This window comes from Xanthobacter sp. SG618 (assembly GCF_012932745.1).
Classification (GTDB): Bacteria; Pseudomonadota; Alphaproteobacteria; order Rhizobiales; family Xanthobacteraceae; genus Xanthobacter; species Xanthobacter flavus.
Genome location: NZ_JABBHL010000005.1, coordinates 132,447 through 144,436 on the forward strand (window position 1 = coordinate 132,447; position 11,990 = coordinate 144,436).

General features: G+C 69.7%; 13 protein-coding genes and 1 tRNA gene. 5 read left to right on the plus strand and 9 right to left on the minus strand.

Annotation, left to right across the window (positions count from 1 at the left end; translation table 11 throughout):
* Window positions 1-112 precede the first annotated feature (112 nt).
* Window positions 113-508, minus strand: a complete 396-nt coding sequence (locus tag FHT36_RS15135; RefSeq protein ID WP_169123327.1) for a hypothetical protein — start codon at window positions 506-508, stop codon at window positions 113-115.
* A gap of 231 nt (window positions 509-739) precedes the next feature.
* Here FHT36_RS15135 and otsB point away from each other — a divergent pair, with 231 nt between their 5' ends.
* The 3 genes from otsB to FHT36_RS15150 all read left to right on the plus strand — a co-directional run bounded on the left by otsB (window position 740) and on the right by FHT36_RS15150 (window position 3,117).
* Window positions 740-1,471, plus strand: a complete 732-nt coding sequence (otsB, locus tag FHT36_RS15140) for a trehalose-phosphatase (RefSeq protein WP_169123328.1) — start codon at window positions 740-742, stop codon at window positions 1,469-1,471.
* A gap of 5 nt (window positions 1,472-1,476) precedes the next feature.
* Window positions 1,477-2,952: an alpha,alpha-trehalose-phosphate synthase (UDP-forming) gene (otsA, locus tag FHT36_RS15145; protein WP_169123329.1), complete on the plus strand. Its 1,476-nt coding sequence runs from the start codon at window positions 1,477-1,479 to the stop codon at window positions 2,950-2,952.
* 78 nt (window positions 2,953-3,030) lie between these two features.
* Window positions 3,031-3,117 (plus strand) — tRNA-Leu (locus FHT36_RS15150).
* Here the strand turns inward: FHT36_RS15150 and FHT36_RS15155 are convergent.
* Window positions 3,080-3,271, minus strand: a complete 192-nt coding sequence (locus FHT36_RS15155; RefSeq protein WP_169123330.1) for a hypothetical protein — start codon at window positions 3,269-3,271, stop codon at window positions 3,080-3,082. The two genes, FHT36_RS15150 and FHT36_RS15155, sit on opposite strands and share 38 nt — an antisense overlap.
* Window positions 3,272-3,284: 13 nt before the next feature.
* Window positions 3,285-3,809, minus strand: coding sequence for a heme-binding protein (locus tag FHT36_RS15160; RefSeq protein WP_348644474.1), 525 nt, complete (start codon window positions 3,807-3,809; stop codon window positions 3,285-3,287).
* 221 nt (window positions 3,810-4,030) lie between these two features.
* On the opposite strand from FHT36_RS15160, the gene FHT36_RS15165 reads away from it, so the two are divergent.
* Window positions 4,031-4,465: a pyridoxamine 5'-phosphate oxidase family protein gene (locus tag FHT36_RS15165; RefSeq protein ID WP_169123331.1), complete on the plus strand. Its 435-nt coding sequence runs from the start codon at window positions 4,031-4,033 to the stop codon at window positions 4,463-4,465.
* A 63-nt stretch (window positions 4,466-4,528) separates the two neighbouring features.
* Window positions 4,529-6,364, plus strand: a complete 1,836-nt coding sequence (gene edd, locus FHT36_RS15170) for a phosphogluconate dehydratase (RefSeq protein ID WP_169123332.1) — start codon at window positions 4,529-4,531, stop codon at window positions 6,362-6,364.
* 15 nt (window positions 6,365-6,379) lie between these two features.
* Here the strand turns inward: edd and FHT36_RS15175 are convergent, their stop codons facing one another.
* The 6 genes from FHT36_RS15175 to FHT36_RS15200 all read right to left on the minus strand — a co-directional run bounded on the left by FHT36_RS15175 (window position 6,380) and on the right by FHT36_RS15200 (window position 11,970).
* Window positions 6,380-7,705, minus strand: a complete 1,326-nt coding sequence (locus tag FHT36_RS15175; protein WP_169123333.1) for a folylpolyglutamate synthase/dihydrofolate synthase family protein — start codon at window positions 7,703-7,705, stop codon at window positions 6,380-6,382.
* 50 nt (window positions 7,706-7,755) lie between these two features.
* Entirely contained in the window at window positions 7,756-8,649 is an 894-nt protein-coding gene (gene accD, locus FHT36_RS15180; RefSeq protein ID WP_169123334.1) for an acetyl-CoA carboxylase, carboxyltransferase subunit beta, read from the minus strand.
* Between the two features lie 153 nt (window positions 8,650-8,802).
* Window positions 8,803-9,630 carry a tryptophan synthase subunit alpha gene (gene trpA, locus FHT36_RS15185; protein WP_169123335.1) on the minus strand — a complete coding sequence of 276 codons (828 nt, stop codon included), beginning with the start codon at window positions 9,628-9,630 and terminating at the stop codon, window positions 8,803-8,805.
* A 29-nt stretch (window positions 9,631-9,659) separates the two neighbouring features.
* Window positions 9,660-10,001, minus strand: coding sequence for a hypothetical protein (locus FHT36_RS15190; RefSeq protein ID WP_169123336.1), 342 nt, complete (start codon window positions 9,999-10,001; stop codon window positions 9,660-9,662).
* Window positions 10,002-10,003: 2 nt separating this feature from the next.
* Entirely contained in the window at window positions 10,004-11,221 is a 1,218-nt protein-coding gene (gene trpB, locus FHT36_RS15195) for a tryptophan synthase subunit beta (protein ID WP_169123337.1), read from the minus strand.
* Window positions 11,218-11,970 carry a phosphoribosylanthranilate isomerase gene (locus FHT36_RS15200; RefSeq protein ID WP_169123338.1) on the minus strand — a complete coding sequence of 251 codons (753 nt, stop codon included), beginning with the start codon at window positions 11,968-11,970 and terminating at the stop codon, window positions 11,218-11,220. Before FHT36_RS15200 ends, trpB begins: the two co-directional genes overlap by 4 nt.
* Window positions 11,971-11,990 lie beyond the last annotated feature (20 nt).

Here is an 11,990-nt window from a genome sequence, read left to right on the forward strand (position 1 = left end):
TCTCCCTTGCCCTGCCGGCTCGATGCCGGACATCCATCCTGCCCCCTGCCCCGTCTGGGAACACGGGGGCGAAACAGCGCGCCTGACCGCCAGAGGCGTCAGGCCCGCCACACTATTCGACCACGGGCGCAGCAGCCTTGTGCTCGCCGTCGCGGGCCTTGCCGCGGGCGGACCGTCGTCCGCACGACGTTACGGCATATAGCATGCACCCCACCCCGACGCCCACAGCCACCGCCGCGACGATGACCGGCACCGCCGACGTTTCCGAGCGGAAGGGGCGATGCGGCATCGCGGGCAGGTGTCGGCGAATATTGTCCAGGGACAGGCTGGGCAAGGCTTCCGCCCGCTCCGCCACCCAGTCATGCGCATCGGACGCGACATCGGAGGCCATGCGGCCCCACTCGCGCTCCCGCTTGTGGAACGACGACTGGAGATGGTCGAGCTCATCCCTCAACGCCGCAACGCGCCGGGAAAACCCGTCGGTCGAAGTCCTGTGCATGCCGAACATATGCTGTCTCCCGTGACGCCGAGACGAACGCTGCCGAACCGCTCCGGTTCCGTCGAACGAAGCCGAAGCCAAGCTGTTTGCGCGCCCCTGTGGCGGTATTGAGTCGAAGCTGAGGGGGAACCGTGGCGGCGTGGCGGCGTTATGCTACCGAGATTTGCAAAGGCCCCGCCCGTGTTTGGCATGCTTCAAGGATCGTTCCCCGCGGTGGATTCAGACATTCCGGGGGCCTTCATGGCCCTCGACCCGGGGACTCATGCCTTCTTCCTCGACGTGGACGGGACGCTGATCGACATCGCCGAGCGGCCCGAGGCCGTGGTGGTTCCCCCCGGCCTTTCCGATACCCTGATGGCGCTCGCGGAGCGGGCCGATGGCGCGCTCGCGCTCGTGAGCGGACGCTCGCTCGCCTCGCTCGACGCTTTGTTCGGCGCGGACAGGTTCGCCGCCGCGGGCGTGCATGGCGCCGACATCCGCCTCGCCGCCGGTGGCCCCTCCCATCCCGCGCCCGCCCTCGACGAGGACCTGCGGGACGCCTTGCGCGCGGCGGCGGCCAGGTTCGCGGGCGTGTTTGCCGAGGACAAGATCCACGCGGTCGCGATCCATTACCGGGCCAGCCCGGAGGCCGCGCCCGCGCTCAGCCGCGCCCTCACCGAGGTGGTCGGCCAGCGGCGCGGCATCGAGATCATGCCCGGCCATTGCGTGTTCGAGGTGCGCCAAGCGGGCATCGACAAGGGCGCGGCGGTGGACCGCTTCATGGCCTCCCCGCCCTTCGCCGGCCGTCGCCCCGTCTTCATCGGCGACGATGTCACCGACGAGGCCGGCTTCCGGGCGGTGAACCAGGCCGGCGGCATTGCGGTCGCGGTCGGCGCGCCGCGTGACGGCGCCCACACAATCCTGCCGGACCCGCGCGCGGTCCGTGCCCTCATCACCCATCTCGCGGCCGAGCCGCGACAACGAAGGAGGTGACCTCAGTGTCCCGCATCGTGGTCGTATCGAACCGAGTGGCTCTCCCCCAGAAGTCCGGTGCGCCGGCAGGGGGCCTCGCCGTCGCCGTCAACGCCGCGCTCAAGGATCGCGGCGGCATCTGGTTCGGCTGGAGCGGGCGCATCGCGCCGGACCCCTCCGATACGCCGCAGGAGACCAAGCACGCCGGCGTCACCTATGCCGTGGTGGACCTCACCAACGAGGACTATCAGGAATATTACAACGGCTTCGCCAACCGGGTGCTGTGGCCGGTGCTGCACTACCGGGTGGACCTGTCGGAATTCTACCGCTCGGACCTCTCCGGCTACATCCGCGTCAACCGGATGTTCGCGGACCATCTGGAGAAGATCATCCGCCCGGACGACATCCTGTGGATCCACGACTACCACATGATGCCGCTGGCCAAATATCTGCGGGAGCGCGGCCACAACAACCGCATCGGCTTCTTCCTGCACATTCCCATGCCGCCGGCGGACATCATCCAGGCCCTGCCACAGCATCCCGACACGGTGGGCGCGCTGGCCTATTACGACCTCGTGGGCTTCCAGACCGAGGGCGACCGGGAGAATTTCGCCCGCTATCTGGAGACCCGCGGCGGCCAGTCCACCCCCGACGGCACCGGCTGCGACATCGGCGGCCGGCGGGTGCGCCTCGGCACCTTCCCTGTTGGCATCGAGACCGGCGCCTTTGCGCGGCGGGCGCGGCACGCGAGCCGCACCCGCTTCGTGAAGGCGTTCGACGAAAGCCTCTCGGGCCGCAAGCTCATCATCGGCGTGGACCGGCTGGATTATTCCAAGGGCATCCCCAACCGGCTGGACGCCTACGACCAGTTCCTGCGCAAGGAGCCGGACTGGCACGACCGCGTGACCTTCGTGCAGATCACGCCCAAGAGCCGCACCGACGTGCCCGAATATCAGGACATGGATCGCAGCGTGTCGCACCGGGCGGGGCAGATCAACGGCGCCTATAGCGACGTGTCCTGGACGCCGCTGCGCTATGTGAACCGCACCTATTCGCGCTCCGCTCTCGCGGGCTTCTACCGCCGCGCCGACGTGGCTTTGGTGACGCCGCTGCGCGACGGGATGAACCTCGTCGCCAAGGAATTCGTCGCCGCGCAGGACCCGGAAGATCCCGGTGTGCTGCTCCTCTCGCAGTTCGCGGGAGCAGCCAGCGAGCTGGGGACCGGTGCGCTCATCGTCAATCCGCATGACACCGAGAGCGTCGCCGCCGCCTTGCGCCGGGCGCTGGAGATGCCGCTGGTGGAGCGGCGCGATCGCCACCGCCGGATGATGCGGGTGCTCGAGGAGCACGACATCAACCGCTGGGCCGAGGACTTCCTCGCGGCGCTGGAGCCGGACCTGCAGCCGGAGCGGCGCGACATCGCTTTGCCCCGCGCGGCGATGCGCAGCGTGGTGCGCCTGCCGGTGGGTTGGGGATCGAGCGCGCTGCCGCGCGGTGCATGAGGTGAAGCGAACGGCGGGGATATCTCCGCCGCTTTCCTGTTGGCGCCCGGCCGCCAAGCCTATAAAGAGGCTTCGGCTGCGGGCGTGGCGGAACTGGTAGACGCAGCGGACTCAAAATCCGCCGTCCTCACGGATATGTCGGTTCGAGTCCGACCGCCCGCACCATTTTTCCCTGCGCGATGCCGCCCGCCAACCCATCGCGCGGATGCTTTCCCTGCGCGATGCCGCCCGCCAACCCATCGCACGGGTGTTTTGCTTGCGCGATGCCGCCCACCAACCGATTGCGCGGGTGCGCCTCCACTTCGCTTTGGCGCACCAATCCCGTCCTTCCATCACTGCGCTTTGGCACGATCCGCGATGGCCGCAAGGCCGGCGCTGGCGCAGGCCTCATCCTTGTCGCCCCCGGGCGCGCCCCCGACGCCGATGGCGGCGACGATCTCGGAGCCGTGCATCACGCCCACGCCACCCGCCAGCGCGATCACGTTGGGAATGGTGGTGAGAGAGGTGCCCGCGCCGCCGGGATATTTGGCGACGATCTCCGCGAACGCGCTCGACCGTTCGAACTTGAAGATCGGGCCGAGGGTGGCCACCGTGTAGGCCTTGCGGAAGGCGGTGTCCGGCGTGTGGACTGTGGCGTGGTCCGCCTTCAGCGTGGCCTTCACCAGGCCCGACGCATCGACCACCGTCGCCGTGACCGGCCAGCCTTTGGCCTCGCACGCCTTCACCGCCGCCGTTGCCGCTTCCACCGCGAGCGCGAGCGGCAGCGCATAGCCGCTATAACCCACCTGCGCCGTGGCGGGGACGGCCCAGCCGGTGGCCCCGAGCAGGAGGGCGGCGGCGATCGTCCTTGCTTTCACGATGTGTCCTTTCCTGGCGCAGCGTCGCCGGCTCGCCTGCGGGTGGCGAGGACGGGCATGCGCCTGCGATTAGTAACCATTTACATTATTTTTTAAGGTTACATGGCGTTCGTAACTTGTCAACGCCGCCGAATGCGGTTTCAGCCGCCCGGCACACGCGCGCCTGAACCAAACCGCCCCGCCGGCATTGACTGCAGGACACGAACAGGAGCGACGACGCCATGGCCGAGATGACGCTGGACGAAGTGGTGGAGAAGATGCGCGACATCGATTTCACCACCCTCTTCACCAAGAGCGAGGACGGTGCGCTGGCCGGGCGGCCCATGAGCAACAATGGCGACGTGGACTATGACGGCAGCAGCTTCTTCTTCGCGAAGGAAGATGCCCGCGCGGTAAGCGAGATCTCCCGCGATCCCAATGTCGGCCTCTCCCTGCAGGGCACAAGCGGACTTCTCGGCCAGCGGCCCTTCTTCGCCACCGTGGAAGGCAAGGCGCAGATCATCCGCGACAAGACCGCCTTCGAGGCGCGCTGGACCGCCGATCTCGACGCCTGGTTCCCGGCCGGCATCGACACGCCCGGCCTCGTGCTCATCAAGGTCGAGGCCAAGCGCCTCCATTGGTGGAACGGCGAGGACGAGGGCGAAGTCGTCCTTTAGAACAGGCCCAACCCTTGCGCTGGGCGTCGCTCAGGGTGGAGGATCGCCGCAAGGAGGAGCCCCATGGCCGCACAGCACACGCTCGACGCCCGCGTCGGCGAGATCACCGAGCGTATCGCCCAACGCAGCCACGACGGGCGGCGCCGCTATCTCGACCGCATCGAGGCGGCAGCCCAGCGCCGGCCCCAGCGCCAGGCGCTGGGCTGCGCCAACCAGGCGCACGGCTTCGCCGCCTGCGGCCCCTCGGACAAGGCCATGCTGCGGGCGGGGGAAGGCCCCTCCCTCGGCATCGTCACCGCCTATAACGACATGCTCTCGGCCCACCGGCCCTATGAGCGCTATCCCGAGCTGCTGCGCGAGGCGGCCCGCGAGGCCGGCGGCGCGGCGCTGGTGGCGGGCGGGGTGCCGGCCATGTGCGACGGCATCACCCAGGGCGAGGCCGGGATGGAGCTTTCGCTCTTCTCCCGCGACGTGATCGCCCTTTCCACCGCCGTCGCCCTGTCCCACCAGACGTTCGATGCCGCGGTCTTCCTCGGCATCTGCGACAAGATCGTGCCCGGCCTCGTCATCGGCGCGCTCTCGTTCGGCCATCTGCCGGCGGTGTTCATTCCCTCCGGCCCCATGACCAGCGGGCTGCCCAACAACGAGAAGTCCCGCATCCGCCAGCTCTATGCCGAGGGCAAGGTGGGGCGCGATGCTCTGCTGGAGGCGGAGAGCCAGTCCTACCACGGCCCCGGCACCTGCACCTTCTACGGCACCGCCAACACCAACCAGATGCTCATGGAGATCATGGGCTTGCATCTGCCCGGCGCCTCCTTCGTGACGCCGGACACGCCGCTGCGCGATGCCCTCACCAAGGCCGCCGCCCAGCGGGCGCTGGCCATCACCGCCCTCGGCAACGAGCACATCCCCGCCGGACGGATGCTGGACGAGAAGGCGTTCGTGAACGGCATCGTCGGCCTCCACGCCACCGGCGGCTCTACCAACCACACGCTGCACCTCGTCGCTATGGCGGCGGCGGCGGGCATCGCCTTGAGCTGGGACGACTTCTCCGCGCTCGCCGAGGTGACGCCGCTGCTCGCCCGCGTCTATCCCAACGGCTCGGCGGACGTGAACCACTTCCATGCGGCGGGCGGCGTGCCCTTCGTGGTGCGCGAGCTGCTCTCCGCCGGCCTGCTGCATGCGGATGCCGAGACCATCCTCGGCCGGGGCCTCGAGGCCTATACCCGCGAGCCGGTGCTGGCGGACGACGGCGCCCTCGACTGGCGGGACGGCGCGGCTTCGAGCGGCGACGACAAGGTGCTGCGCGGCGTTGCGGCGCCGTTCCAGAGCACGGGCGGCCTCAGGGTGCTGGACGGCAGCCTCGGCCGGGCGGTCATCAAGACATCGGCTGTGGCGCCCGAGCGGCATGTGATCGAGGCGCCGGCGAAGGTCTTCCACTCGCAGGAGGAGCTTCAGGCCGCCTTCAAGGCCGGCACGCTCACCGGCGATCTCGTGGCAGTGGTGCGCTTTCAGGGGCCGAAGGCCAACGGCATGCCCGAGCTGCACAAGCTCATGCCGCCTCTGGGCGTGCTGCAGGATCGTGGGCAGAGGGTGGCCCTCGTCACCGATGGCCGCCTCTCCGGGGCGTCCGGCAAGGTGCCCGCGGCCATCCACGTCACGCCGGAAGCGCTGGACGGCGGTGCCATCGCCCGCATCCGCGACGGCGACATGATCCGTGTCGATGCAGTGGCGGGCCGGCTGGAAGTTCTGGTCCCGCCTGGGGAATGGGCGGCGCGGCCGAGCGCGAGCGCCGATCTTTCCGCCAACCATACGGGCGTCGGGCGCGAGCTGTTCGCCCCCTTCCGCGCCGCCGTGGGCGAGGCGGAGAACGGGGCGTCGATCTTCGCGGGGGCGTGACCGGCGCGCGGGGCCTCAGCCCAGCGCCGTCCCGTTGGCGGCGAGCACGGCGCCGGCCAGATAGAGCGAACCGGCAATCAGCACCCGCGGCGGCGGCACCACCGCCTCGCGGGCGATGCCGTCCAGCGCGCTGCCCACGTCCCGCGCCACGCTCGCCTTCATGCCGAGACCGACGGCGGCGGCCGCCACGTCCTCCGGCTTCAGACCCGCATGTTCGCCGGGCACCGGCACCGCGATGGCCTCGCGCACGAGGCCGGCAAAGGGCTGGAGAAAGCCGGTGACATCCTTGGTGCCGAGCATGCCGAGGATGAGCACGAGCGGCCGCGAATAGCGCTCTTCCAGTTCGCACAAGGCATGGGCGAGGGCGGCGCCACCGGCGGCGTTGTGCCCGCCGTCGAGCCACAATTCCACGCCGGCCGGCGCACGGGCGGAAAGCGGGCCGGGGGCGAGCCGCTGGAGGCGCGCCGGCCAGTCGGCGCGCAGGATGCCCGCATCATGGGCGGCGGGCAGGCGCACGGCGCGGAGCGCCGCGACAGCAAGGCCGGCATTGTCGATCTGGTGCGGCCCGACGAGGCGCGGACGCGGCAGGTCGAGCAGGCCGTCCTCGTCCGCATAGACGAGCCGGCCGCTTTCCTCCTGCACGTTCCACTGCTGGCCGCGCACGAACAGGGGCGCGAGCTTCTTCGCCGCCGCCCGCTCGATCACGGCGAGTGCATCGGGCGACTGGGCGCCGACGACCACCGGCACGCGCGGCTTGATGATGCCGGCCTTCTCCCCCGCAATGGCCTCAACGGAGGTGCCGAGGAAGTCCACATGGTCGATGGAAACGGGCGTGATGACGCTGGCCAGCGGCTTGTCCACCACGTTGGTGGCGTCGAGCCGGCCGCCGAGGCCCACCTCCAGCAGCAGCACGTCCGCCGGATGCTCGGCGAACAGCAGGAAGCCGGCCGCCGTGGTGATCTCGAACAGGGTGATGGGGGCGCCGGCATTGGCCGCCTCGGCCCGGTCGAGGGCATCGGCCAGCGCCGCGTCGGAAACGAGCCGCCCGCCGCCCGGCGCGCCCAGGCGGATGCGCTCGTTGAAGCGCACCAGATGCGGCGAGGTGTAGACGTGCACGCACTGCCCGGCCGCCTCCAGCATCCCCCGCATGAAGGCGATGGTGGAGCCCTTGCCGTTGGTGCCGGCGACGTGGATCACCTTCGGCAGGCGTCGCTCGGGATGGCCGAGCGCCTCCAGCAGACGCTCCATCCGGGCGAGGGACAGGTCGATCTTCTTCGGGTGAAGCGCGGCGAGGCGGGAGAGAATCTCGTCCGTGGCGCGGGCGGGCAGGGGCAGTGCCATGGTGCGTCGAGCCGGGGCCCCCACGGGAGGGGCCCGCGATCAGGCCTCCCTCACGCTGCCTGCGGGCGCGGCAGCCGGCCCTTGGGCGGCAGCGCCGGCGCCTTGGTCAGCATCCGGCACAGGCGGCCCAGCGTGTCACGCAGCTCGTGGCGGTGCACCACCATGTCGATCATGCCGTGCTCGCGCAGATATTCGGCGCGCTGGAAGCCGTCGGGCAGCTTTTCGCGGATGGTCTGCTCGATCACGCGCGGGCCGGCAAAGCCGATCAGGGCGCCGGGCTCGGCGATCTGGATGTCGCCCAGCATGGCGTAGGAGGCGGTGACGCCGCCCGTCGTCGGGTTCGTGAGCACGACGATGTAAGGCTTCTTCGCCTCGCGCAGCTCCTGGATGGCCGCAGTGGTGCGCGGCATCTGCATGAGGGAGAGGATCCCCTCCTGCATACGCGCGCCGCCGGAGGCCGCGAACATGATGAAGGGCGTGCCGCGCTCGGCGGCCGTCTCCAGCCCCTTCACGACCGCCTCGCCAGCGGCCATGCCGAGCGAGCCGCCCATGAAGCCGAAATCCTGCACGGCGATGGTGACGGGCAGTTCGGTGAGCAGGCCGGTCGCCACCTTCACCGCGTCCTGATAGCCGGTCTTGGTGCGGGCGTCCTTCAGGCGGTCCACGTAGCGGCGCTCGTCGCGGAACTTGAGCGGGTCGGTCGCCACCTCGGGAAGGGTGACCTCCTCATAGGCGCCGTCGTCGAAGGTGTTCTTCAGCCGCGTCACCGCGTCCATGCGCATGTGGTAGCCGGACGCCGGGATGACGTAGAGGTTCGCCTCCAGATCCTTGTGAAACACCATCTGCCCGGTCTCCGGGCACTTCACCCAGAGGTTTTCGGGCACCTCGCGCCGCGCCAGGAAGTCGCGGATCTTCGGGCGGACGACGTTGGAAATCCAGTTCACGGGATCATCTCCGGTACGGAGGGGCGCGGCGCCGCGCTGCGGCGCACATAGTCCCCCCTCCGCCCTAATGGCAAGTCTGACACGGCGAAAGTACGGCGAGCGCCGCTGTTGCCGTCGAGCATACCACCTTGCTGCCGTTACGGCGAAGCCGGCTCAGCGCCGCACGCCGCGCACCGCCTCGGCGAGCTCGCTGACGAGGGCTTCCACGCCGATCACGGTGTTGGAGGTGGCCTTGCCCTCCTCGTCGAGAGTGCGGCGCACCACTTCCACGAGGGCCGAGCCGACGACCACCGCATCGGCACCCTGCGCGATGGCGGCCGCCTGCTCCGGGGTCTTCACGCCGAAGCCGACCGCCACGGGCAGCGCCGTGTGCGACTTGATGCGCGCAACGGCAGTGGCCACGGCGTTCGCATCCGGCGTCGCCGCGCCGGTGATGCCGGTGATGGAGACGTAGTAGACGAAGCCCGCGGTGTTCGCGAGCACGGTGGGCAGGCGCTTGTCGTCGGTGGTCGGAGTGGCGAGGCGGATGAAGTCCAGCCCGGCATTGAGCGCCGGGATGCAGAGCTCGTCGTCCTCCTCCGGCGGCAGGTCGACCACGATCAGGCCGTCCACCCCGGCGACCTTGGCGTCGACGAGGAAGCGCTCCACGCCATAGACGTAGATGGGGTTGAAGTAGCCCATGAGCACGACCGGCGTGGTCTGGTCCTCACCCCGGAAGACGCGGACCATCTCCAGCGTCTTGGCCAGCGTCTGCCCGCCCTTGAGCGCGCGCAGCCCCGCCGCCTGGATGGCCGGGCCGTCGGCCATGGGATCGGTGAAGGGCACGCCCAGCTCGATCACGTCGGCCCCCGCGCCCGGCAGCGCCTTGAGGATGGCGAGCGAGGTCTCGCCGTCCGGGTCGCCGGCGGTGACGAAGGTGACGAGGCCCGGCCGCCCCTCTTCCTTGAGGGCGGCGAAGCGGTCGGAGATGCGGGTGGTCATGGGCTTGCCTGGATGAGAGGAGACGCGGACTATTTCTGTCCGGCCAGCGTGCAGGTGGCGCTGGTGGCGCTGGTGCCGCCGAGGAAGCGCACCTGGTCGGTGCCGGTGACGCCGCCGACGATGGAAAACAACGTGGTGGAGGCCTTGCCGAGGGCGCGCTTGCCGGCGAAGAACTCGCAGGTGACCTTCACCTCGGCCGCCGTGGCGGTGCCCGAATTCTTCACCGCCACCGAGACATAGGCCCCGGCGGCATCGGTGTAGATCTTGCCCGGCGTCAGTTCGAGGTCGGCCGCCTGCGCGGCACCGAGGCTCAGCCCGATCGCCGCCGCGGCGATCGAGGACGACACGACTTTCCCGCAGATGCTCTTCATGGTCACGCCCCCAGACGAGTCCCGAGTATCTCCGCCACCTGGGGGACGTCCTTGTCCCCGCGGCCGGAAAGGTTGACGACCATCAGGTGGTCCGCCGGCAGCTTGGGCGCCAGCTCGATCACCTTGGCGATGGCATGGGCCGATTCCAGCGCCGGAATGATGCCCTCGAGCCGCGTCAGCAGCTGGAAGGCGTCCAGCGCCTCCTGGTCGGTGCAGTTGAGATAGGTGACGCGGCCCACGTCGTTCAGCCAGGAATGCTCCGGCCCGATGCCGGGATAGTCGAGGCCGGCCGAGATGGAATGGGCCTCGGTGATCTGGCCGTCGCCGTCCATGAGCAGATAGGTGCGGTTGCCGTGCAGCACGCCCGGGCGGCCGCCGGCGATGGACGCCGCATGCTCGTGGGTGTCGATGCCGCGGCCCGCCGCCTCCACGCCGTAGATCTTCACCTCGGGATCGTCGAGGAAGGGGTGGAACAGGCCCATGGCATTGGAGCCGCCGCCGACGCAGGCGATGAGGCTGTCCGGCAGGCGGCCTTCCATCTCCTGCATCTGCTCGCGGGTCTCGCGGCCGATGATGGACTGGAAATCGCGCACCATGGCCGGATAGGGGTGCGGGCCGGCCACCGTGCCGATGCAGTAGAACGTGTCGTGGACGTTGGTCACCCAGTCACGGAGCGCCTCGTTCATGGCGTCCTTGAGGGTGCGCGAGCCGGACTGCACGGGCACCACCTCGGCGCCCAGCATCTTCATGCGGAACACGTTGGGGGCCTGACGCTCCACGTCCACCGCGCCCATATAGACCACGCACTTCAGGCCGAAGCGGGCGCACATGGTGGCGGTGGCGACGCCGTGCTGGCCGGCGCCGGTCTCGGCGATGATCCGCTCCTTGCCCATACGGCGGGCGAGCATGATCTGGCCGAGCACATTGTTCACCTTGTGGGAGCCGGTGTGGTTCAGCTCCTCGCGCTTCAGATAGATCTTGGCGCCGCCGAGATGGTTGGTGAGGCGATCGGCGAAATAGAGCGGCGAGGGGCGTCCCACATAATGGGTGAGGTAGCCGGCCATCTCCGCGTGGTAGGCGGGATCGACCTTGGCCGCCTCATAGGCCTTTTCCAGCTCCAGGATGAGCGGCATCAGCGTCTCGGCGACGAAGCGGCCGCCATGGATGCCGAAATGGCCGCGGTGATCGGGGCCGGTGCGATAGGAATTGAGAACGGTCACGACGCGCGGGCCTTCGATGTGAGATCTTGCGACAACGGGTCTTGCGACAACGAGTCTTGCGATGGTGTGGAGGCTTGCGGCAGCCGGTCCGGCGAGGCGCTCCTCGCCGCAGCGACGAAGGCACGGATCTTGTCGGGACTTTTCACGCCGGGCGCGTCCTCCACGCCAGACGATACGTCCACGCCGTCCATCCGGACCAATCCGAGGGCCTGCGGCACGTTGTCGGCGGTAAGGCCTCCGGAAAGCATGAGAGGCCGGTTGACGTCAAGGCCGGCGACCAGCGCCCAGTCGAACGGCCGGCCGTTGCCGCCGGGCAGAAGCGCCCCCGGATCGGGCTTGGCGTCGAACAGGATGCGGTCGGCCACCGCCGCATAGGCCGGCAGGACGGCGAGGTCCTCCCGGCGGGCGACCGGCAGCGCCTTCATCACCGGCAGGCCGAAGCGCGCCCGGATGTCGGCGACGCGCTCGGGCGTCTCGTGGCCGTGCAGCTGGAGAATGTCGGGCGAGACGGCGGCGATCACGTCCTGAAGGAGCGCGTCGTCCGGGTCCACCAGCAGGGCCACCTTGCCCGCGCGGCCAGCGACGCGGGCGACGAGGGCCGGCGCATCGGCGAGCGCAAGGTGGCGCGGGCTCTTGGGGAAATGGACGAAGCCGACGAGATCGGCGCCCGCATCGAGGGCGGCGTCGAGGGCCTCCGCCGTGCGGATGCCGCAGATCTTGATCTCGAAGCGCCTGTCGTCGCGAGCCATGGGGTGAACCTGGGGAGGTG

Excerpts from the sequence above, each read along its gene's own strand:
- FHT36_RS15175 (WP_169123333.1), bottom strand. The coding sequence starts at position 7,705 with ATGGCACTGCCCCTGCCCGCCCGCGCCACGGACGAGATTCTCTCCCGC.
- otsB (WP_169123328.1), top strand. The coding sequence starts at position 740 with ATGGCCCTCGACCCGGGGACTCATGCCTTCTTCCTCGACGTGGACGGG.
- FHT36_RS15165 (WP_169123331.1), top strand. The coding sequence starts at position 4,031 with ATGGCCGAGATGACGCTGGACGAAGTGGTGGAGAAGATGCGCGACATC.
- FHT36_RS15135 (WP_169123327.1), bottom strand. The coding sequence starts at position 508 with ATGTTCGGCATGCACAGGACTTCGACCGACGGGTTTTCCCGGCGCGTT.
- FHT36_RS15200 (WP_169123338.1), bottom strand. The coding sequence starts at position 11,970 with ATGGCTCGCGACGACAGGCGCTTCGAGATCAAGATCTGCGGCATCCGC.
- FHT36_RS15190 (WP_169123336.1), bottom strand. The coding sequence starts at position 10,001 with ATGAAGAGCATCTGCGGGAAAGTCGTGTCGTCCTCGATCGCCGCGGCG.
- trpA (WP_169123335.1), bottom strand. The coding sequence starts at position 9,630 with ATGACCACCCGCATCTCCGACCGCTTCGCCGCCCTCAAGGAAGAGGGG.
- edd (WP_169123332.1), top strand. The coding sequence starts at position 4,529 with ATGGCCGCACAGCACACGCTCGACGCCCGCGTCGGCGAGATCACCGAG.